Annotated in this window: 21 protein-coding genes; 15 read left to right on the forward strand and 6 right to left on the reverse strand. The window is 71.5% G+C overall.

The annotated features are described in order from the left end of the window. Window positions 1-262 precede the first annotated feature (262 nt). Window positions 263-1,006, forward strand: a complete 744-nt coding sequence (locus tag J2Z33_RS17130; RefSeq protein WP_209843326.1) for a helix-turn-helix domain-containing protein — start codon at window positions 263-265, stop codon at window positions 1,004-1,006. 363 nt (window positions 1,007-1,369) lie between these two features. Here J2Z33_RS17130 and J2Z33_RS17135 read toward each other — a convergent pair whose 3' ends face one another. The 4 genes from J2Z33_RS17135 to J2Z33_RS17150 form a co-directional block, all read right to left on the reverse strand. After that, window positions 1,370-1,900, reverse strand: a complete 531-nt coding sequence (locus J2Z33_RS17135; RefSeq protein ID WP_209843329.1) for a hypothetical protein — start codon at window positions 1,898-1,900, stop codon at window positions 1,370-1,372. Between the two features lie 68 nt (window positions 1,901-1,968). Then, window positions 1,969-2,646 (reverse strand): hypothetical protein, encoded by a 678-nt coding sequence (locus J2Z33_RS17140; protein ID WP_209843331.1) that lies wholly within the window; start codon window positions 2,644-2,646, stop codon window positions 1,969-1,971. Next, window positions 2,624-4,330: a type IV secretory system conjugative DNA transfer family protein gene (locus J2Z33_RS17145; RefSeq protein ID WP_342454221.1), complete on the reverse strand. Its 1,707-nt coding sequence runs from the start codon at window positions 4,328-4,330 to the stop codon at window positions 2,624-2,626. Before J2Z33_RS17145 ends, J2Z33_RS17140 begins: the two co-directional genes overlap by 23 nt. A gap of 2 nt (window positions 4,331-4,332) precedes the next feature. Continuing rightward, window positions 4,333-4,674 (reverse strand): mobilization protein, encoded by a 342-nt coding sequence (locus J2Z33_RS17150; RefSeq protein WP_342454222.1) that lies wholly within the window; start codon window positions 4,672-4,674, stop codon window positions 4,333-4,335. 469 nt (window positions 4,675-5,143) lie between these two features. Between J2Z33_RS17150 and mobQ the strand changes: the two genes are divergently transcribed. The 12 genes from mobQ (at window position 5,144) to J2Z33_RS17210 (ending at window position 14,488) form a co-directional block, all read left to right on the forward strand. Next, a complete protein-coding gene (mobQ, locus tag J2Z33_RS17155) occupies window positions 5,144-6,718 on the forward strand; it encodes a MobQ family relaxase (RefSeq protein WP_209843333.1) in 1,575 nt (524 codons plus the stop codon). Between the two features lie 55 nt (window positions 6,719-6,773). After that, window positions 6,774-7,058 (forward strand): type II toxin-antitoxin system RelE/ParE family toxin, encoded by a 285-nt coding sequence (locus J2Z33_RS17160; protein WP_209843335.1) that lies wholly within the window; start codon window positions 6,774-6,776, stop codon window positions 7,056-7,058. A gap of 18 nt (window positions 7,059-7,076) precedes the next feature. After that, a complete protein-coding gene (locus J2Z33_RS17165) occupies window positions 7,077-7,361 on the forward strand; it encodes a HigA family addiction module antitoxin (RefSeq protein WP_209843336.1) in 285 nt (94 codons plus the stop codon). A 15-nt stretch (window positions 7,362-7,376) separates the two neighbouring features. Then, the gene (locus tag J2Z33_RS17170; protein ID WP_209843337.1) at window positions 7,377-7,676 is read left to right on the forward strand and encodes a helix-turn-helix domain-containing protein; all 300 of its coding nucleotides are present in this window, start codon (window positions 7,377-7,379) and stop codon (window positions 7,674-7,676) included. A gap of 59 nt (window positions 7,677-7,735) precedes the next feature. Continuing rightward, window positions 7,736-8,098, forward strand: coding sequence for a hypothetical protein (locus J2Z33_RS17175; protein ID WP_209843338.1), 363 nt, complete (start codon window positions 7,736-7,738; stop codon window positions 8,096-8,098). 84 nt (window positions 8,099-8,182) lie between these two features. Next, the gene (locus tag J2Z33_RS17180; protein WP_209843339.1) at window positions 8,183-8,674 is read left to right on the forward strand and encodes a c-type cytochrome; all 492 of its coding nucleotides are present in this window, start codon (window positions 8,183-8,185) and stop codon (window positions 8,672-8,674) included. A gap of 242 nt (window positions 8,675-8,916) precedes the next feature. Continuing rightward, window positions 8,917-9,858, forward strand: coding sequence for a YncE family protein (locus J2Z33_RS17185; protein WP_342454223.1), 942 nt, complete (start codon window positions 8,917-8,919; stop codon window positions 9,856-9,858). Window positions 9,859-9,999: 141 nt separating this feature from the next. After that, window positions 10,000-10,416 (forward strand): DUF305 domain-containing protein, encoded by a 417-nt coding sequence (locus tag J2Z33_RS17190; protein ID WP_209843341.1) that lies wholly within the window; start codon window positions 10,000-10,002, stop codon window positions 10,414-10,416. 43 nt (window positions 10,417-10,459) lie between these two features. Further along, window positions 10,460-11,041 (forward strand): SRPBCC family protein, encoded by a 582-nt coding sequence (locus J2Z33_RS17195; RefSeq protein ID WP_209843343.1) that lies wholly within the window; start codon window positions 10,460-10,462, stop codon window positions 11,039-11,041. Then, the gene (locus J2Z33_RS17200) at window positions 11,038-13,440 is read left to right on the forward strand and encodes a heavy metal translocating P-type ATPase (protein WP_209843344.1); all 2,403 of its coding nucleotides are present in this window, start codon (window positions 11,038-11,040) and stop codon (window positions 13,438-13,440) included. Before J2Z33_RS17195 ends, J2Z33_RS17200 begins: the two co-directional genes overlap by 4 nt. Before the next feature lie 173 nt (window positions 13,441-13,613). Continuing rightward, window positions 13,614-14,153, forward strand: a complete 540-nt coding sequence (locus tag J2Z33_RS17205) for a recombinase family protein (protein WP_245218958.1) — start codon at window positions 13,614-13,616, stop codon at window positions 14,151-14,153. Further along, on the forward strand, window positions 14,150-14,488 hold the full coding sequence (locus J2Z33_RS17210) for a WGR domain-containing protein (protein WP_209843346.1): 339 nt from the start codon (window positions 14,150-14,152) through the stop codon (window positions 14,486-14,488). Before J2Z33_RS17205 ends, J2Z33_RS17210 begins: the two co-directional genes overlap by 4 nt. Window positions 14,489-14,532: 44 nt before the next feature. Here the strand turns inward: J2Z33_RS17210 and J2Z33_RS17215 are convergent, their stop codons facing one another. Together J2Z33_RS17215 and J2Z33_RS17220 are read right to left on the reverse strand one after the other, a co-directional pair. Continuing rightward, window positions 14,533-15,012 carry a DUF411 domain-containing protein gene (locus tag J2Z33_RS17215; protein ID WP_209843347.1) on the reverse strand — a complete coding sequence of 160 codons (480 nt, stop codon included), beginning with the start codon at window positions 15,010-15,012 and terminating at the stop codon, window positions 14,533-14,535. Window positions 15,013-15,071: 59 nt separating this feature from the next. Next, a complete protein-coding gene (locus J2Z33_RS17220) occupies window positions 15,072-15,524 on the reverse strand; it encodes a MerR family transcriptional regulator (RefSeq protein WP_209843348.1) in 453 nt (150 codons plus the stop codon). A 91-nt stretch (window positions 15,525-15,615) separates the two neighbouring features. Here J2Z33_RS17220 and J2Z33_RS17225 point away from each other — a divergent pair, with 91 nt between their 5' ends. Together J2Z33_RS17225 and J2Z33_RS17230 are read left to right on the forward strand one after the other, a co-directional pair. After that, complete coding sequence (locus J2Z33_RS17225) at window positions 15,616-17,964, forward strand: heavy metal translocating P-type ATPase (protein ID WP_209843349.1); 2,349 nt, start codon at window positions 15,616-15,618, stop codon at window positions 17,962-17,964. A gap of 105 nt (window positions 17,965-18,069) precedes the next feature. After that, window positions 18,070-18,747 (forward strand): SCO family protein, encoded by a 678-nt coding sequence (locus tag J2Z33_RS17230; protein WP_209843350.1) that lies wholly within the window; start codon window positions 18,070-18,072, stop codon window positions 18,745-18,747. Window positions 18,748-19,065: the final 318 nt, after the last annotated feature.

The raw sequence follows: 19,065 nt of genomic DNA on the forward strand, positions 1-19,065 counted from the left end.
ACTCACGGAGCGGCGCGATCGAGCAACCCAGGGGAGCGCAAGCCCAGAAAATACGAAGACCCGCCGGGGGCGGGCCTCATATCCGGCGGAGACGCCAGGAAAGCTGACTGTTTGCACCATCAGCTTCCCACGCCCTCCCCGGCTTTCGCAAGAGGTTTCTTGCCATGGCGGAGCCTTGCCCGAGCACAAGTTGGTGCTAGGCCACGGCTCCCTCATGGAGGCCCTGCCCCTGTCGGCTCCCCACAGCCGGAGAGGGACAGACATGATGAAGCAGATCGGGGCCTTGCTCGAAGCAGGCCCAGGCGCGCCCGGCCGCGGCCGGCGCGCGCGCGACCCCGTGCGCCGCGGCTCGCGGCTCGTGGGCACCTGCGAAGGGGCGTGGTGGCGCCCGGTGGCGCGGCCCGAGGTGCGCCGCGTGGTGCTCGCCGCCAAGCGCTACGAGCTGGCCGGGCGGCAGGCGGGGCGCCGGCGCGGGCCGCTGGGGCACGTGGCACTGGAGGTGCTGGAGCTCTTGGCCAACCTGGTGAGCTACAGGAGCGGGCGGCTGGAGCCCTCGATCCTGTACCTCATGGGCAAGCTCCGGCGGTCCAAGGACGCCGTGGTGCGGGCGCTCTCCGCCTTGCGCGAGCACGGCTTCCTGGACTGGCTCAGGCGGCACGAGAAGGTCGAGGTGCTGGAGGACGCGCCCGGCCCCCGCGTGCGCCAGGTGAGCAACGCCTACCGGCTCAGCCTGCCCGCCCGAGCGGCGCAGCTCCTGGGGCACTGGCTATCGTCGTCCCCGCCCCTACCCGACGACGTCCTGCAGGAGCGCGAGGACCGGGCGGCATGGCTCCGGGAACACAAGGCCGCCCTGCCCCTCTCGGAGCTGCCCTTGGCGGAGGTCGAAGACGACCGGCTGGCGCGAGTGCTAGGCGAGCTGGGGCGGGCCGTCGAGGCAAGGACCCGGGCCGCGCAGGCGGGCCGAACCGGCCAGGATCGGGAGCGCGGCGGCGCCGCGTCCTCTTGAGGCAGAGCGCGAGTCCGCCAGGCAGGGAGAACCCAGAACTGAGAGCTTAGAAGAGGGCCACGACGGTGCAGAGAGACGAGCGAGCGCCCCTCGGGCCGGGCCTCGCGCCTCCTTCCTGTTCCCGGAGCCGCCATCGCGCGGGATCAGGAGCCGGAGCCCTTGGCCCCGCAAGGGCGGCGCGATTCGCGCCGGGATCGCAGCCACGCGCAGCCGCAGGAGCGGCACGCGCAGCGGGCCGGCGACGAGGCGAGCATGGCGAGGACCCGCCCCTTGCGGGGCGAAGGGCGGAGGCTATCCCCGCAGCCGAGACGGTGGATCGGAGAGCAGGGACCAGAGCCCCTGTTCCAGGTGGGCCAGAGCCTCTTAGGCCTCGACACCTCTTAGGCGCTGCCACCAGGAGCGCTGGCGAGGCTGAGCTTGGGCCTGAGGAGCGGACTCAGGGACCGGAGCTGGCGTCGGCTTCTCGGGCTGGTAGGTCAGGAGAGCCGTGAGACGCCGCCGCTCCTCGCCTTCGGCATCGAGACGGGCGCGCAGATCGCCCACCTCATCTGAAAGCCGCTCGTTCAGAGCCTGAGCCGACCGAAGCTTCTCCTGCAGAAGGTCAACTTCGCCCGGTAAGGGGTTAGGGTTTCCTAGGGTTTCCTCGGGTCGAAACTTGGGGGTTTCTTCAACCTTGCCGGCAACCCTAGGCCATACTCGGAACAGCTCGGCAGGTTCGATGCTGTAAGGTCCCCCTTTCGCGCCGTTCGCGGAGAGCTTGCCAGATTGTATGGCTTTGGTGATCGTTGGAAGGCTCTTGCCGACCTCCTTGGCCGCCTCTGATGCGGTAAACCCCATGCCCTTAACTGCCCCTTTCTTCCGGTCGAAGTCGCCGGGTTTCCGAAAGGGTAACATGGGAAACCCCTCACAAGAAGGGGTAGCTCATCTGGAGCCTGCTCCGGCCACTGCTTACAAAGTCCTGCCTACGGCCACTCGAACAGGCAGGAGGTGCCGTCGCCATAGGTGGACCAGTCGCGCCAGTCCCCGCCTAGGAGGCGGCAGCCTACGGGATGGGCCATGACGAAGCGCGGCATGAGGACAAGGAGGGCGAGCACCAGGAGCAGCGCGGCCAAGCCGATCCCCGGCAGGCGAGCGCGCCAGAGCGCGGCGCGCTCGCGGGCGTGGCGGAGGTCGCGCCCGAGGTCCATGACCTGGCCCTGGAGCTTGCCGTAGGCGTTCCTCTCCTCGCTCATGCGACCCAAGCGCTCGACGGCGCCGGACAGCTCGCCCAGACGGGGCAGGAGGACCCGGTCGAGGGCCTGCCCGACCTCGGCGGCCAGTTTGCCGGGATCGGACTGGGCACGGGCGGCGAAGGCGGCCTGGCGCGTCTCGGCCGCGGTGCCCGTGAGCTTGCCCAAGGCGTCGGTCTGGCCGTCCACGCGGTCGGACACGCTGGCCACGATGGTGGCCAGCACGTCGAGGGTGCGGGTGAGGTCGTTCAGCTCGGCCGCGAGCGCGGCCGTGCCGTCCGGCGGGGTGGCGCCGGGCACTCCAGAGGGAGGAGGAGCCGCGGTCGAGACGAGGGCGCGGCCCGGCGTCTTGGCCGCGTCCACCGCGGGCGCGGAGGTGCCGAGGAGGTCACTGACCTTGCGGGGCGGCATGGAGGCCTCCGAACTCGGGATCGGCGAAGTAGCGGAGCTTCTGGGCGAGGATCATGGGCTGGCCTTGCACGCGCAGGAGCTGGAGGTGTGCGGGCAGGCGCATGACCTCGTCGGGGGTAAGGAGGTCGCGCCCGGTGAGGTGGAGCGAGGTGGACGGGGGATCCCCGGGGCGGTGGCTCTGTGTCTCGTAGGCGGTGGTCTCCTGGCCCATGAGCTGGCTTAGCCACTTCGCCGTCTCGTGGTCATTCACCCCAAAGGCTTGCAGCACGCCCGCGTTGGCGACGAAGGTGCTGGCCCGAGCCCCGTAGAGGGCGCGGAGCTGGCTCATGTCCTGGAGGATGGGCCAGAGCTGGAGGCCGTAGCCCGCCATGAGGCCCATGGCACGCTCCACCGCTTCCAGGCGGCCGAGGGCCGCGAACTCGTCGAGGAGGAAGAGGGCGGGCGTCGGCAGATGGGGCAGGGCGGCTGCGCCGGCCGCGGCCCCGTTTGCCGAAAGGGTGCCCACGCTCACGCCGTGCGCCTCCGCGTCCCGGGCGATCTCCGCGAGCGCCTGGCTCACCAGGAGGCGCAGCCATCGCGAGTAGGCGTCGAGGCGATTGGGCGGCAGCACCAGGAACACGGAGGCGACCTCGTGGCGGAGGCTGGCGAAGGAAAAGTCGGAGCGCGCCGTGCTGGCGACGATCCGGGGGCTGTCGAGGAAGTGGGTGTGCCGCTGCGCCGAGGAGAGCACGCCCGAGGCCTCGCGGTCGGACTTGCCGAGGAAGCGGTTGGCGGCGCGGGCGACTAGGCCGTCGGCCTCCTCGCTCGCCTGCATGAGCCCCAGCAGCTCACGGAAGCGCTCAGGCGGGAGGGTCAGGTACTCACGCACGGATGCCAGCGTGCGGCGATCCTCGTCCTCGTGGCAGACGGCGAAGAGGATCAGGCCGGAGAGGAGCGCCTTGGCCTCCTCGTTCCAGTGGGCCTCGCCCGTCTGCCCAGGTGCATCGACCACCAGGGCCTCCGCCAGGGAGGCGGCGTCCTCGCCCAGGTCGGGGCTGAAGGGCGGGAGACGGCCGAGTGGGTTGTAGCTGGCCGAGGGCAGGCCCGTGACACCGAAGGGGTCGAGGACGTGGACGGGGCCGAAGCGCCTTCTCGCCTCGCCGGCGATCCGGGCGTTCTCGCCCTTGGGGTCGATGCAAAGCACCGAACGCTCGGCCACGAGCAGGTTGGGGATCACGGTGCCCACGCCCTTGCCGGAGCGGGTGGGGGCGAGGGTGAGGAGGTGGGCGGGCCCCGAGTAGCGCAAGAGGCGGCCCGTCTCGGCATCGCGGCCGATCAGGAGGCCCGAGCTGGCGGCCTCGTCCTGGAGGGCGCGCCGCTCCTTCTTGGTGGCGAACCGCGCGGAGCCGTGGCTATCGGCTCCGGGGCGAGCGTGCCAGGGCAGGGGGACACCCGTGCGCAGCGACCAGGCGTTGGCGGCCACCAAGCAGGCGAGGCCGGCCAGAGCGACGAGGAGGGGATCGTGCCACCAGGCGGCCTGGAAGGCGCTCCCGCCCAGCAGCTCGATCAGGATCATGCCGAGGACGGTGCCGACCACCACGGCTATGGCGAGGTAGACCAGGAGCCAGACGGCGAGGACCGGGGCGGCGATCAGGAGGGTGCCCCAGCGGGTGAGGGCACGGAGGGCGGAGGCGACGGCAACCACGATCAGGCCCCCCGAGCGGGTTCAGCAGGGACCGCGGCCGAGCTCGCCCCACCTCCTGCCTCAGCGCCATCCGCAGCCCCGTCCTCCGGGAGCGCGCCCCCCGGCGTCCACCCCACGAACGCCTTGCGGTCCTGTTCCCGGGGGAGGTTCCTCACGAGCCGGTCCAGCATCGCCGCGGCCGTCGCATCCCGCCCCGCCAGATCGACCAGCGCCCCGCCGAGGATGACCTTGCGCCGCGTGTCCATCTTGCGGGCGGCGGTGGCGGCCCGGTTCTTCAGCGCGAGCAGCCTGGCCTTGGCCTGCGCGTATCTCTTCTCGGCCCGTTCCAGCTCCGTCTCTGCCACGGCGAACTCCCTTCATGCGGCACTAGATCGAACCTTTACTCTCCTCTAAGCTGAGTGCGAGGACAACCCGGAGAGGTCATGCGAGGGCCCGCCGACCAGAGGGAGAAGGGCGCACTTTCGCAAACCCTGCGGGTTTGCCGTGCGGTCTCCCGGGGTGCAGCGCACCCCGCCGACGGCGACCCCGTCCGCCGCGGCGCGCCGGATCGGGAGGCGCGTCCCGCCCTCCCGAACCCTCCCCGGCCAACGGACGCCGTTGGATCGCGCCAGCGCCCCGGGCCTCGCTGGGCCGGGGCGCTCAGGGCGAGGCTCGCGCCTCGCCGCGGGTTGCACCCGCACCCGCCGCCAGGCTCCTGCTGGCGCGGTCGCCCGGAGCCGCGCGGCGGCGCTGGCGCGCCTGCTCCCGCGCCGCTGGCCCACAGCCTCGCCATCACCACGCGCGCCGCCTGGCGCGGGCGTGGGTGAGGCGGCCGTGGCGAGCTATCACCTCAGCGTGAAGTCGGTGCGCCGCTCGGAGGGGCGGTCCGCGACGGCGGCCATCGCCTACCGCACGGCCGAGCGCATCACGTGCGAGCGCGAGGGACGGGTGCACGACTACCGCGCCAAGCAGGGCGTGGAGGCCTCATTCATCGTGGCGCCCGAGGACGCGCCCGCCTGGGCCCACGACCGCCAGGCGCTCTGGAACGCCGCCGAAGCGCGCGAGACCCGCTCCAACAGCGTCACCGCGCGCGAATGGGAGCTGGCGCTGCCGCACGAGCTGGACGCCTCGGGGCGACGCCTCCTCGTGGAGGGCTTCGCCCGCGAGCTCGTCTCCCGCTACGGGGTGGCGGCCGACGTGGCGATCCACGCGCCGCACCGGGAGGGGGACCAACGCAACTGGCACGCCCACGTGCTGACCACCACGCGGGCGCTCGGCAGGGAGGGGCTCACCGACAAGACTCGCGTGCTCGACGCCAAGCAGACCGGCGGGCCGGAGATCGCCGCCATGCGGGAGAGGTGGGCCGAGATGCAGAACCGTGCCCTGGAGCAGGCGCACGTCGCCGAGCGCGTGGACCACCGCACGCTGGCCGTGCAGCGCGAGGAGGCGCGCAGCCTCGGGCACGAGGCGCGGGCCGACAACCTGGACCGGGCGCCCGAGGTGAAGCTCGGCCCCGTGGTGAGCGCCATCGAGCGACGCGAGGAGCGCGCGGCCGAGCGGGAGGGCTGGGAATACCAGCCCGTCACCGAGCGGGGCGCCCAGGTGCACGAGGCGCGGGAGGCCCGCAGCCTGCTGGCCGAGCTGGCGCGGCTGAGGGAGGCCCTGCGCGAGGAGGTGCGCCAGAGGGCGGAAGCGGCGCGCGAGACCTACGCGCACGCCCGCGAGGAGGGCGCCGACCGGATCAGGGCCGGCCTCGCCGCGCTCCGGGCCGCAGCCCAGCGGCAGGGGATCGGGACGGGGCACAGGCCGGAGCGGGAGCGCGGCCCCACCCACGGCCTCGCCCATGGGCCCGCGCCCGGCGAGGAGCGGGGCCGCGACTCGCGGGCCGAGCGCCAGGCCAGCCGGGACAGCATCAAGGAGCGGCTGGAGCGCCTCCGCACGCGCGAGGCTTCCCACCACGCCCAGGACGGGCCGCAGCACGAGCGGGAGGCGGGCCTCTCGGCAGGCCCGCCGGCCCACGGGCTGGACCGGGAGAGCCGGGAGCGCAGCCTCGGCACCGAGGCCATCCGCGAGCGGCTGGAGGCCCTGCGGGACCGGGCACGGCCGGGGGCAGAGCGCGTTACGGAGCGCGAGGAGCCGGCGGCGGGCCTGCCCGCGCGCGGCGTGGACCAGGTGCGCGAGGAACTGGCGCGGCTCAGGGAGCAGGACGCCAGCCGGGCGGCCCAGGGTCACGACGCCATCCGCGAGCAGCTCAGGGAGGTGCTGGACCGCGCCAGGCCGGTGGCGCAGGAGCGGGAGGGGCTTGGCCATGGGCGCGAGGGCCAGGCGCACGGGGAGCGAACGCACGAGGAGGGGCGGGAGGAGCACGCGCTCAAGCCAAGGGGCCACGGGATCAGCTACGGGCTGTGAGGCCATTCACCTTGACGATTGACGTATATCGTCAACCTCACTACCTCTGTGACCCATGATCCTGGGCTACCGCGACAAGAAGACGGAGCGGTTCGCCATGGGCGAGTTCGTCAAACCGTTCAGCGGCATCGAGGCGCAGGCCAGCAAGCGGCTCGCGATCCTGAACGCCGCGCCCTCGCTCGACGCCCTACGGGTGCTGCCCTCCAACCGGCTGGAGGCGCTGAAGGGGGACCGGGCGGGGCAGTGGTCGATCCGCGTCAACGACCAGTGGCGCGTCTGCTTCGAGTGGCCGGACGGGCAGGCGGGCCCGAGCGCGGTCGAGATCGTGGACTACCACTAGGCCAAGGAGGGCCGACCCATGTTCATGCGAGCCGTCCACCCCGGGACTGTCCTCAAGGACGAGCTGGAGGAACTGGGGGTCACCCCCACAGAGTTCGCGCGCCAGATCGCGGTGCCGCCCAACCGGGTGAGCCAGATCATTGCAGGCAAGCGGGGCGTCACCGGCGACACGGCGCTCCGCCTCGGCCATTGGTTCGGGATGGAGCCGCAGTTCTGGCTCGCCCTTCAGGCGCAGTGGGAGCTGGTGCAGGCCGAGCGCGAGGCGGGCGAGGCCATCCGGCACCTGCCCAGGCGGGCAGCGTAGCGGAAGGCGGCCGACGTGGAGGAGCCACCAGTCAAGGTCATCCGCGGCAGCGGCAACGTGTTCGCCGACCTTGGCCTGCCCAACCCCGAGGAGCGGCAGACCAAGCTCAGCCTCGCCATGGCGATCAACGAGATCGTCAAGGCGCGCCGGCTCAAGCAGGCCGAGGCGGGCGTGCTCCTCGGGCTGCCCCAGCCCAAGGTATCTCAACTTGTGAACTACCGGCTCGACGGCTTCTCGGTGGAGCGGCTGATGGGGTTCCTCACGCGTCTCGACCGGGACGTGAAGATCGTCATCCGGCCCTGGCGAGAGCTATAGCTCCCCGCTGCGACATCGGAGCCATTGACATTGAGCTAGGGCGAGCCATGCATCCTAGCATGGCGAGTATGGTCCGTGCCCTTGTCGTCCTGCTAATCGCGGTGATCGCCATGTGGTCGGTCACGCAGGCGGCAAGCACTACGACGATGGCGCTGAGCATGGCCTCCATGACGGTCCACGACTCCGGTTCCGTCGAGAAGGCGCACTGCCACGACTGCCGCGCTGGTGGCGCAAGCGACGAGGCTGGTCTCCTCTGCTACATCGGCTGCGTAGCCCCCGTGCTCGCCGACCTTTCGGTGAGCTTTGCGCCCGAGGTGGGTGCGGCGATCTCGGGCCCCCGAGGCGTTCCGGCGATCCTCGACCTGCGCGGCCGAAGCGACCCGCCCGACCCCTTTCCGCCCCGCCTCCTCATCCTGACCTGAGCGGCCCCGCCCATCGGTGGCTGGCCTTGTGCCCTTGCGGGAGCCCGCGCGCATGGCTGCCCGGAACCCAGTCAGGATGTTGACATGACAGCTTGGAACCGCTCCCGACGCGCCGCGTCGGTGGTCCTTGCCCTCGGCGGTGCGGCGGCCCTCGGCCTCTTGGTCGGACGGGGATGGGCGGAGAACCCGTCCGACCCACCGGTCGAGGTCCTTGGCCGTGCTGTGGACGCGGACACCCTCCAGCTCGGGCAGGAGCTTTACGCGGCGCACTGCGCGGCCTGCCACGGCGCGAACCTCGAAGGCCAGCCGGACTGGACAAGCCCCGGCCCTGATGGACGGCTGCCGGCGCCGCCCCATGACGCCTCGGGCCACACCTGGCACCACTCCGACCAAGATCTTCTTCGGATCACCCGGGAGGGCCTCGCGGCCCTCGTGCCCGGCTACCAGAGCGACATGCCGGCCTTCGGTGGCCTCCTCTCGGACACCGAGACCGAGGCCGTGCTGGCCTACATCAAGAGCACCTGGCCGGAGCGGGAACGGGCCTATCAGGCCGAGGCCACGCGTAACAGCGGCTGATCTCTGGCGGGGCCGCGCGGCCCCGCCCCGGCGTAGCCCATGCACGGCAGGGAGAGCCCTGTCGGGCTGCCGCCTCCTCACCCCAACCTTTCACGCCTTGGAACGGGAGTTCCACTATGACATGCTTCTCCCTATCGCCCTGGACGGCCGCTGCGGTCGGCCTCTTTGTAGGCGCCATCACCGCTACTCCTGGCTTGGCACAGAGCCTGGAGGCAAGTTCTGCTGGCCTTAGCGGACGGGTCGTGACCGCCGACCAGAACGGCGGGTCCCTGAGCCTGGTCGACCTTGCGACGGGGAGCGTCGCCACGGTCCCCGTCCCCGTGGCGCCTCACAACGTCGATGCCAGTCCAGACGGCCGATGGCTGTTCGCTGTGGGCGAGCCGAAGGGCGAGGGTCACGGGCATGAACACTCCCACGAAGGCGAGGCCAGCCCGGGCCTGCTCATTCTTCTGGATGCCACGGAGCCTGCGACGGGCTCCGTGGCCGAGATCCCCGTGGGGAGCCACCCGGCCCATGTGGTCACGGACACCGAGGGCCGTCGCGCCTTTGTCACGAACGCCGGGGACGACACCGTGTCGGTGATCGACCTGGCCTTGCGGGAGGTCGTCGGCACCATCGCGACCGGCGACTACCCCCATGGCCTGCGCGCCAGCCCGCTGGGGGGAGAGCTTTACGTTGCCAATGTCGAGGACGGGACCGTCTCGGTCATCGACCTCGCCAGCCAAGCCGAGGTAGCGCGGATCGTCGTCGGCGCGGCGCCGGTCCAGGTGGGCTTCCTGCCCGATGGGAGCCGGGCCTATGTCTCGCTGCGCGACGAGGATGCGGTGGCGGTGATCGACACCGCGACGCGCGAGGTCATGGCCAGGGTCCCGGTCGGCAACGGCCCGATCCAGGTCCACGCCACGCCTGACGGTCGCAGCGTCTACGTGGCCAACGAGGGCTTCGAGGACGAGCCGTCGGACCAGGTGTCCGTGATCGACGTCGCGAGCAATGGCGTCGTGGCGACAATCAGCGTCGGCGACGGCCCACATGGGGTCAGCGTCAGCGACCAGGCCGCCTTCGTGACGGACATCCGCGCCGACAGTCTTTCGATCATCGACCTGACCACGCGGAGCGTCCTCGCGACCGTACCGGTGGGCGATGGCCCGAACGGCGTCGTCTACCTACCAGGCACCTCGGACTGAGCGGCCGAAGGTCGTCCCTTGGGCCAAACGGTCCAGATGCTCACGAGTCTGATCGGGGTGCTCCGGCCCTCGGCCCCGATCTGCCTCTGGCCAGTCCGCTGGCCGCCCAGAGGGCCTCATGCAGAATGGAAGGAACCTGACATGACCAAGCTTGCCACGCTGATCGCCGGAGGCGTCCTGGCGCTGACGGCCAGCCTCGCCTCGGCTCAGGACGACCAGTCCGGCGGGAGCGGACAGATGATGGACCACGGCGCCATGGGCCAGATGGACATGAGCGCGATGCCCGAGCACATGCAGGGCATGATGGGCGCGATGCAGACGATGATGCAGACGATGCCCATGGAGTCCTCGGGCGACCCCGACGCGGACTTTCTCTTGATGATGATCCCCCACCACCAGAGCGCCATCGACATGGCCCGCGCCGAGCTGGAGCACGGCGACGACGAGGAGACCCGCGCCATGGCGCAGGCCATCATCGACGCGCAGGAGCAGGAGATCGCCGAGATGCGCGCCATGCTGGAGCGCATGGGCGTGGAACCCCCGGCAGCCTCGGAATGAGCAGCTCGGGTCGCTGCTGAGCCTGCTCGTAAGGCCCTTCCCGATGCAGCAGCACTGGGGAGGGCCAGCCACAAGCCACACCATGGGGGCCAACGTGAGCCATCCTTACGCGAGAGAGGTCGAGCGGATCGTGCCTGGCCCGCCGGAAGCCATCTTCGCGGCCCTTGACGATCCACTTCGGCTCGGGCGTCACATGACCCGTCCCTCCGCCATGATGCTAGGCGGCTCGATGCAGTACCGCCTGGATGCCTCGCAGGGCCGTGCGGTCGGATCGGTGATCCGTGTCGAAGGCCGAGTGCTCGGGTTGCGGCTCCGCATCGTGGAGGTGGTGACGGAGCGCGACCCGCCGCGTCGCAAGGTCTGGGAGACGGTCGAGGAGCCGCAACTGCTGGTGTTCGGTGCCTACCAGCTCGGCTTTCACATAGCCGTGGAGAGGCAGGGGAGCCGTCTGCGGTGCTTCATCGACTACGACCTGCCTCGCCCACCCATGGGCCGCGTTCTCGGACGCATCGGTGCCCACGTCTATGCGCGCTGGTGCCTGAGCCGGATGGTCGCGGAAGCTGAGGCGGCCGCACGCGAGGCAAGCTTCACAAATGCGGATCAGACAAGGGGGACCGACAGATGAGCGACAACCGGCTCGGAACCAGCCATGGGCCTCAAGGGCCCTTAGCGGCGGACGCTCACGTTTCTCGCACCCATGATCCTGCAACCCGCGCGACCGCTGGGGACGCATCCAAGGTTCACGATCCGGTCTGCGGGATGTTCGTGGACCCCACCACCACGCCCCACCATGCCCAGCACGGAGGCCGGACCTACCACTTCTGCTCGGCCGGGTGCCGGCAGAAGTTCGTGGCCCAGCCTGAGGCCTACGCCCATCCGGCACCACGGGCGCCCGCGTCGGGACCGAAGGACGTGATCTACACTTGCCCGATGCACCCGCAGATCGAGCAGATCGGTCCCGGCACGTGCCCCATCTGCGGCATGGCGCTGGAGCCCAAGGTCGCATCCCTCGATGAGGGCCCGTCCGAGGAATACCTCGACATGCGCCGCCGTCTCATGGTCTCGGCGGTGCTGACGGTGCCGCTCGCCCTTGTGGCCATGGGGCGGCATCTGTTCTTTCCCGACCAGCCCTTCGTCTCGGCGCGTGCCCTCGACTGGATCGAGCTGGCCTTGGCTACTCCGGTGGTGCTCTGGGGGGGCTGGCCCTTCTTCGTGCGGGGCTGGGCCTCGGTGCGAACGCGGCACCTCAACATGTTCACGCTGATCGGCTTGGGTGTGGGCGTGGCCTACGCTTATTCGGTGGTGGCGACGCTGGCGCCCGGGCTCTTCCCTGCGCAGTTGCGGGGGCACGAGGGCGAGGTGGCGGTCTACTACGAGGCGGCGGCCGTGATCGTGACCTTGGTGCTCCTGGGGCAGGTGCTGGAGCTGCGGGCGCGGGAAAGGACCGGCTCCGCCATCCGGGCGCTCCTCGACCTTGCGCCCAAGACCGCGCACCGCCTCGCCGAGGACGGCTGGGACGAGGACGTGCCCCTGGAGCAGGTCGTGGCCGGCGACCGGCTGCGCGTGAAGCCAGGCGAGAGCATCCCCGTGGACGGCGCGGTGCTGGAGGGGCGCTCGACGGTTGACGAGTCCATGATCACCGGCGAGCCCATCCCCGTGACCAAGGCGGAAGGCGATGCCGTTACGGGGGGCTCGATCAACCAGGTGGGCGCCTTCGTGATGCGGGCGGAGCGGGTGGGCGCCGACACGATGCTCGCTCGCATCGTGCAGATGGTGGCCGAGGCGCAGCGCAGCCAGGCGCCGATCCAGAAGCTCGCCGACCGGGTTTCGGGCTGGTTCGTGCCCCTGGTAATCGTGGTGGCCGCGCTGGCCTTCACGGCCTGGTGGGCCTGGGGGCCGGAGCCGTCCCTGACCTTTGGGCTGGTGGCGGCGGTGTCGGTGCTCATCATCGCCTGCCCCTGCGCCTTGGGGCTCGCCACGCCCATGTCAATCATGGTGGGGGTGGGCAAGGGCGCACAGGCGGGCGTGCTCATCAAGAACGCCGAGGCCATCGAGCGCTTTGCGGCCGTGGACACCCTGGTGGTGGACAAGACCGGGACGCTGACCGAGGGCCGCCCGGCCTTGGTTGGGGTGGAGCTGGTTTCCGGGTTCAGCGAGCGCGACCTCCTGACGGGGGTTGCGGGGCTGGAGCGCCTGTCGGAGCACCCGCTGGCGCGGGCTATCGTGACGGGCGCGGCCGAGCGGGGCGTGGAGGCCCCCGAGGCCGAGAACTTCGAGAGCCTGACGGGCAAGGGCGTGCGGGGCCGGGTGGCGGGTCGCGAGGTGGCCATCGGCAACGCCGCGATGATGCAGGCGGTCGGGGCCGATCCCACGCCCCTGGCGCAGGTCGCCGACGCGCGGCGCGCCCGAGGGGAGACGGCCATGTTCGTGGCGCTCGATGGCCGCGCTGCCGGTGTGATCGCCGTGGCCGATCCGCTCAAGGCCACCACGGCCGAGGCGATCCGGGCGCTGCACGCCGACGGGCTGCGCATCGTCATGCTGACCGGCGACAACGCCCGCACAGCTCGCGCGGTGGCCGAACAGGTCGGCATCGACGAGGTGATCGCGGACGTGCTGCCCGAGGACAAGCACGCCGTGATCCAGCGCCTTCAAAGCGAGGGCCGTACGGTGGCCATGGCCGGGGACGGGGTGAACGACGCGCCCGCCCTTGCGCAGGCGGACGTGGGCATCGCCATGGGCACGGGGGCGGACGTGGCGGTGGAGAGCGCGGGCGTCACGCTGATCCGGGGTGACCTCGGGGGCCTCGTCAAGGCGCGCCGCCTCAGCCGGGCGACCATTCGGAATATCAGGCAGAACCTGTTCTTCGCCTTCATCTACAACGCCCTGGGCGTGCCGGTCGCGGCCGGGGTGCTTTACCCGTTTATCGGCTTGTTGCTGTCGCCCATGCTGGCGGCGCTGGCCATGAGCCTGTCGTCGGTGTCGGTGATCGCCAATGCGCTGCGGCTCAGGACGGTGAGGCTGTAGGTTCCCCTAGAGGGTCGGTGGAGTTTAAATGTTCGCTAAACTCGTGAGTTTCGATCCGTGCGCTGGACCTAAGCGCTACAAAGGGTTAGGCCGCGCTTATGTCCTGCGCGAAAGTAGAGCCCCCGCAAGCCCCCGGCGCACCTGCTACCGTCGCCGTCCCAAGCGGCCGGCTTCTGGGCTACGCGAGGGTGAGCACGGACGGCCAGTCGCTCGCAGCACAGCTCGACCAGCTCCACGCGGCGGGGGCCACGCGCGTGTTCCGCGAGACCGCCTCGGGCGCCAAGGCGGACCGTGCGCAGCTCGCCAAGCTCCTGCGCGAGGTGGAGCACGGCGACGTGGTGGTGGTCACGCGGCTCGACCGGCTGGCCCGGAGCACGCGGGACCTCTTGAATGTGCTGGCGGCCCTGGCTGAGAGGGGTGCTGCGTTCCGTAGCTTAGGGGATGCCTGGGCCGATACCACCACCCCGCACGGGCGGCTCATGCTGACGGTGCTGGCGGGCCTTGCGGAGTTCGAGCGCGAGCTGATCCGGGCGCGCACCTCAGAAGGCCGAGAGAGGGCCAAGAGGGAAGGGCGTAAGATGGGCCGGCCGCACAAGCTCACGCCGCACCAGCAGCGCGAAGCCAGGCGTCGGCACGACGAGGGCGAGAGCCTGTCGAGCATCGCCCGGAGCTTCAACGTCCACCACGCCACCATCGGGCGGCTCTGCGCATGAAGGACAGGCGTGCGCAGCCCGTGCAGCTCGACCTCCTGGATTGGCTGGCGGCGCAGGATGCCTGCCCCGATGCGCCCGCAGATCGTGCCGACCCTGGCCCCGCCCCGGCTGCGCCCGTGGTGCTCACTCGCGTGGAGCCGGCGTGCAACATGCGCCGCTTCTACAGCGTGGCGCTCGCCACCAGCTTGTTTGGCGAGCCGGGGGTGGAGCGGGCCTGGGGGCGGATCGGGAGCCCAGGGCGACGGCGGGCCGACTGGTTCGCGGAGCCCGAGGCCGCGCGCGCTGAGCTGGAGCGGATGGCAGGGGCCAAGCGGCGGCGGGGGTATCAGGGCTAGGCTGAGACCTGGACGGCCTCAGCAGCGCCCGGCAGCGCGTGCCGTCACGCGGCCGGGTAGCTCGCGAACACTTCGGTCGTGCCGTCGCGGCGCCAGAGCACCACGTCGAAGGCGTCCCGCATCCCGTCCGTCTCCATGCCCGGCGAGCCCATCGGCATCCCCGCCACCGCGAGGCCCGCGGCATCCGGCGCCTCGGCAGACAGGCGGAGAATGTCGGCGGCCGGCACGTGGCCCTCGATGACCAGCTCGCCCATGCGGCCGGTGTGGCAGCCGTAGAGGTCGCCGGGCACGCTGCCCACGATCCGCGCACGCTCCATTGCGTCGTTGTCCGCCTCCTCGACGGTGACAACGAAGCCCTCGGCGCGCAGCGTGTCGGCCCAAGCCTCGCAGCAGCCGCAGCCTGGGTCCTTGAGCACCGCGACCGTGCCGACCGGGGCTTGCGCGCGCAGGGGCAGCGCAGAGGCCGCGGCCATCGCGGTCAGGCCCAGTAGGGTGGCGCGGCGGGTCGGTCGGGTGAGCGTCATAGGGTCGGCCTTTCGGTCAGGAACGGGGGAGAGGTAGCACGCGGAGCCCGAGCCCCCGATCAGGAAAGCGCGACGCCGCCGGTCGCGGCCGGCGCCACCTCGTGCGCGCCCTCGCAGAGCCCGTGGTCCGCCAGCGTCTCGATCACGCGGCAGTCGGCCACGGTGCCGTGGGCGCACTGCGCCACCATGCGCTCCAGCTCGCCCTTGAGGGACCGCAGGCGCGCGAGGCGCGCCTCGACGGCCGCGAGCTGGCGGCGGGCGATCAGGTCGGCCGCGGCGCAGGGCTGGTCCGGGCGGTCCTGGAGGCTCAGCAGCTCGCGGATGGCGTCGAGCGGAAAGCCCAGCTCGCGCGCGTGGCGGATGAAGGCGAGCCTCCCTTGGGCCGCCCGCCCGTAGAGCCGCTGGTTGCCCGACGAGCGCTCCGGCCGAGGCAGGAGCCCGACCTGCTCGTAGTAGCGGATGGTGGGCACCTTGGTGCCGGTGGCCTGCCCCAGCTTGCCGATGGTGAGCACGAGATACCTCTTGAACCTCTAGCTGCTAGAGACATTAGGTCTGCGGCTCAGCAACGGCAACCGGCCCGACTCGGGGCCCGGGAGAAGCATGATGGACGACGACGCGAAGACGGCAAGGGCAGCGGCGGGGACGCCAGGCGGGATCGCCTGCGAGTGGACGGTGTCGGGCATGGACTGCGGCTCCTGCGCGACCAAGGTGCGCAGCGCCGTCGAGCGCCTGCCCGGTGTCAGCGCCGTCGAGGTGCTGCCGATGCGCGAGCGGCTGCGCCTCGTGCTCGACCCGGCGCGGACCTCGCGCGAGGGCGTCGAGGCGACCGTGCGGGCCTTGGGCTACGGCGTCGCCGCGCCCGAGACGGCGCGCCGCCCCTTCGTGCTGCCGGGGCAGGCGGACCAAGCCGTAGGGGGCGCCGCTGCGGCCGTCCCCGGCGCCCAGGCCGCGCTCACGGCCGGCGCGGCGGCAGGACCGGCCGCGGCCATCGGCACCGACGTCGCCGCATCCGGCTCGGCCGACGAGGGCCACGGCGAGGCGGGCCACGCCCACGACGATCCTGCCGACCGGGACAAGAGCTGGCACCAGACGGCCAAAGGCCGGTTGGTGATCCTGACGGGCGCGCTTCTGGCGCTGGCCTGGGGCGTTGAGCTGCTGACGAGCGCCGAGCTGGGCTATTGGGCCTTCTTCGCCGCGACCCTCGTGGGCGTGGCCCCCGTCGCGCGGCGCGCCTTCGCCGCGCTGCGGGCGGGCCTGCCCTTCACCATCGAGATGCTGATGACCATCGCCGCCACCGGCGCGCTGTTCATCGGCGCGGCCGAGGAGGCGGCTCTCGTGGTGTTCCTGTTCGCCGTGGGCGAGGTGCTGGAGGGCGTGGCCGCCAACCGGGCGCGGGCCTCGATCCGGGCGCTCTCGGACCTGGTGCCGAAGTCCGCGCTCCTCATAGGCGAGGACGGCGCCACGCGTGAGGTGCCGGCGGCCTCGCTCCGAGTGGGCCAGGTGATCCTGGCCCGCCCCGGCGACCGCATCGCGGCTGACGGCGAGGTGGTGGAGGGCACGTCCGGCGTGGACCAGAGCCCGGTGACAGGCGAGAGCGTGCCGGTCACGCGCGGGCCAGGTGATCCCGTCTTCGCAGGGAGCATCAACGCCGAGGCCGCCTTGCGCGTCCGCGTCACCAAGGCGGCCGAGGACAACACCATCTCGCGCATCATCGCGCTGGTGGAAGAGGCCGAGAGCGCCCGGGCGCCGACCGAGCGGTTCATCGACCGCTTCTCGCGCTGGTACATGCCGGCCATCGTCGGCGTGGCGCTTCTGGTCATCGTGGTGCCGCCGCTCTTCATGGGGGGCGACTGGGGCACATGGGTCTATCGTGGGCTGGCGCTGCTGCTGATCGGCTGCCCCTGCGCGCTGGTGATCTCGGTGCCGGCCTCCATCGCCTCGGGCCTGTCGTCAGGCGCGCGGCGGGGCTTGCTGATGAAGGGTGGCGCGGTCATCGAGGCCGCCGCCAAGGCCACGCGCGTGGCCTTCGACAAGACCGGCACTCTGACGGTGGGCCGTCCGTCCGTCACCGACGTGATCCCCCTGGCGGGGGCCACCGAGGCCGAGGTGCTGGCCGTGGCGGCCGGGGTCGAGGCGGGATCGAGCCATCCGCTCGCCATGGCGATCCTCGCGCGCGCCGAAGCCGCGAAGGTGGCGGCTCTCGCTGCCACCGGAGCCCGCGCCATCGTCGGCAAGGGGGTCGAGGCGATGGTAGGCGACGAGAAGGCCTGGGTCGGCTCGCCCAAGTTCGCAGCCGAGAGCGGTGCTCTCGACGGCGAGGGCATCCGGGCCGCCACCGCGCTGGAGGCCGAGGGCAAAACCGTCGTGGTGGTCTACCGCGAGCGCCGGAGCTTGGGGCTCGTGGCCATGCGCGACGAGCCGCGCGCGGACGCGGCCGACGCCATCCGCCAGCTCCGCGCGCTCGGCATCGAGGGGATCATGCTGACGGGCGACAATCCCCGCACCGCCGCAGCCATCGCGGGCGGGCTCGGGCTCGACCACCGCGCCGAGCTGATGCCAGAGGACAAGGTCAAGGCCATCCGGGACATGGCGGACCATGGCGGCGTGATGATGATCGGCGACGGCATCAACGACGCGCCGGCATTGGCACAGTCGAGCGTGGGCGTGGCCATGGGCTCGGGCACCGACGTGGCGCTCGAGACCGCCGACGCCGCGATCCTCAGGAACCGCGTGGCCGACGTGCCTGCCATGATCCGCCTCGCCCGCGCCACCATGGGCAACATCCGCCAGAACGTCGCGGTGGCCCTCGGGCTCAAGGCCGTGTTCCTCGTCACCACAGTGCTGGGCGTCACCGGGCTCTGGATCGCCATCCTGGCCGACACCGGCGCCACGGTGCTGGTGACGCTGAACGCGCTCCGGCTCCTGGCCTTCGACCCCTCCCGGGAGGGCTGAAGCGATGACGGTCCATGGCCTCGCCACCACCCTGACCCTGCGACACCGCCGGGCGTGGACAGGCGCTGCGTCGGCCCCTAGCTGGCGCCGCAAAGGAGAGACCCCATGCGCCGCACGTTCCCGACCGCCCTCATCCTTGCCCTTCTGGCCTTAGCCCCGGCGGCGCGGGCGCATGACGAGGCCGCGGGCATCGACAGCTACATGCTGGGCGAGGAGCGCTTCTTCCAGGTCATCGACCAGCCGGCGCCGCCCTTCGACCTCGTGAACATGGACGGCGCCCCGGTCAATCTCGCGGACTTCGCCGACAAGGTCGTGGTGCTCGACTTCGTGTTCGCGAGCTGCACCGACCTGTGCCCGCTCCAGAGTCAGGTGATGGCCGACGTGCAGGGGAAGGTGAACGCCTCGCCCATGCGCGACATGGTCGAGTTCGTCACCGTGACCACCGACCCCACCGCCGACACCCCCGAGGTGATGCGGGCCTACGGCGAGGCGCAGGGGCTCGACCCCTTCAACTGGCGCTTCCTCACGATCCGCCCCGAGGACGCGGAGGACGCCACGCGCGCGCTGTCGGAGGCCTACGCCAACACCTTCACGCCCACTGAGGACGGCCAGCAGATGCACGGCGCGGTGTTCCACGTCATCGACCGGGGTGGGCGGCTGGCGGCCAAGTTCCACGGCCTGGAGTTCGAGCCCGTCAACATGGTGCTCTACGTCAATGGGCTCACCAACGAGGAGCATGGACCGGAGGAGGCGGGCGGGGGCTTCTGGGGCTTCTTCGACTGATCCCGCCCCGGCGGCGCTCGGCAGACGAAAGAACGCTCGCCGCTGGGCAGTCCCTTCCGATGCCAGGGGCCTCGGAAGGGACGCGGGGGAGCGTGGGCCGCTGCGGTCCCGTCAAGGCCTGTCCTCGCTTCGCTGCGGAAGGCCTTGACCGGCCCTCCGCGGAGGCCTCCGAGGCCCCTGCCCCGTGGCTCACAACCTGAAAGGCGTTGCCTGCCCGTTCTCCCTCCGGCACTGTGGCCGGAAGGCCGCCCGGACTCACGGAGCGGCGCGATCGAGCAACCCAGGGGAGCGCAAGCCCAGAAAATACGAAGACCCGCC

The organism is Rubellimicrobium aerolatum (assembly GCF_017872975.1).
Taxonomy (GTDB): Bacteria; Pseudomonadota; Alphaproteobacteria; order Rhodobacterales; family Rhodobacteraceae; genus Rubellimicrobium; species Rubellimicrobium aerolatum.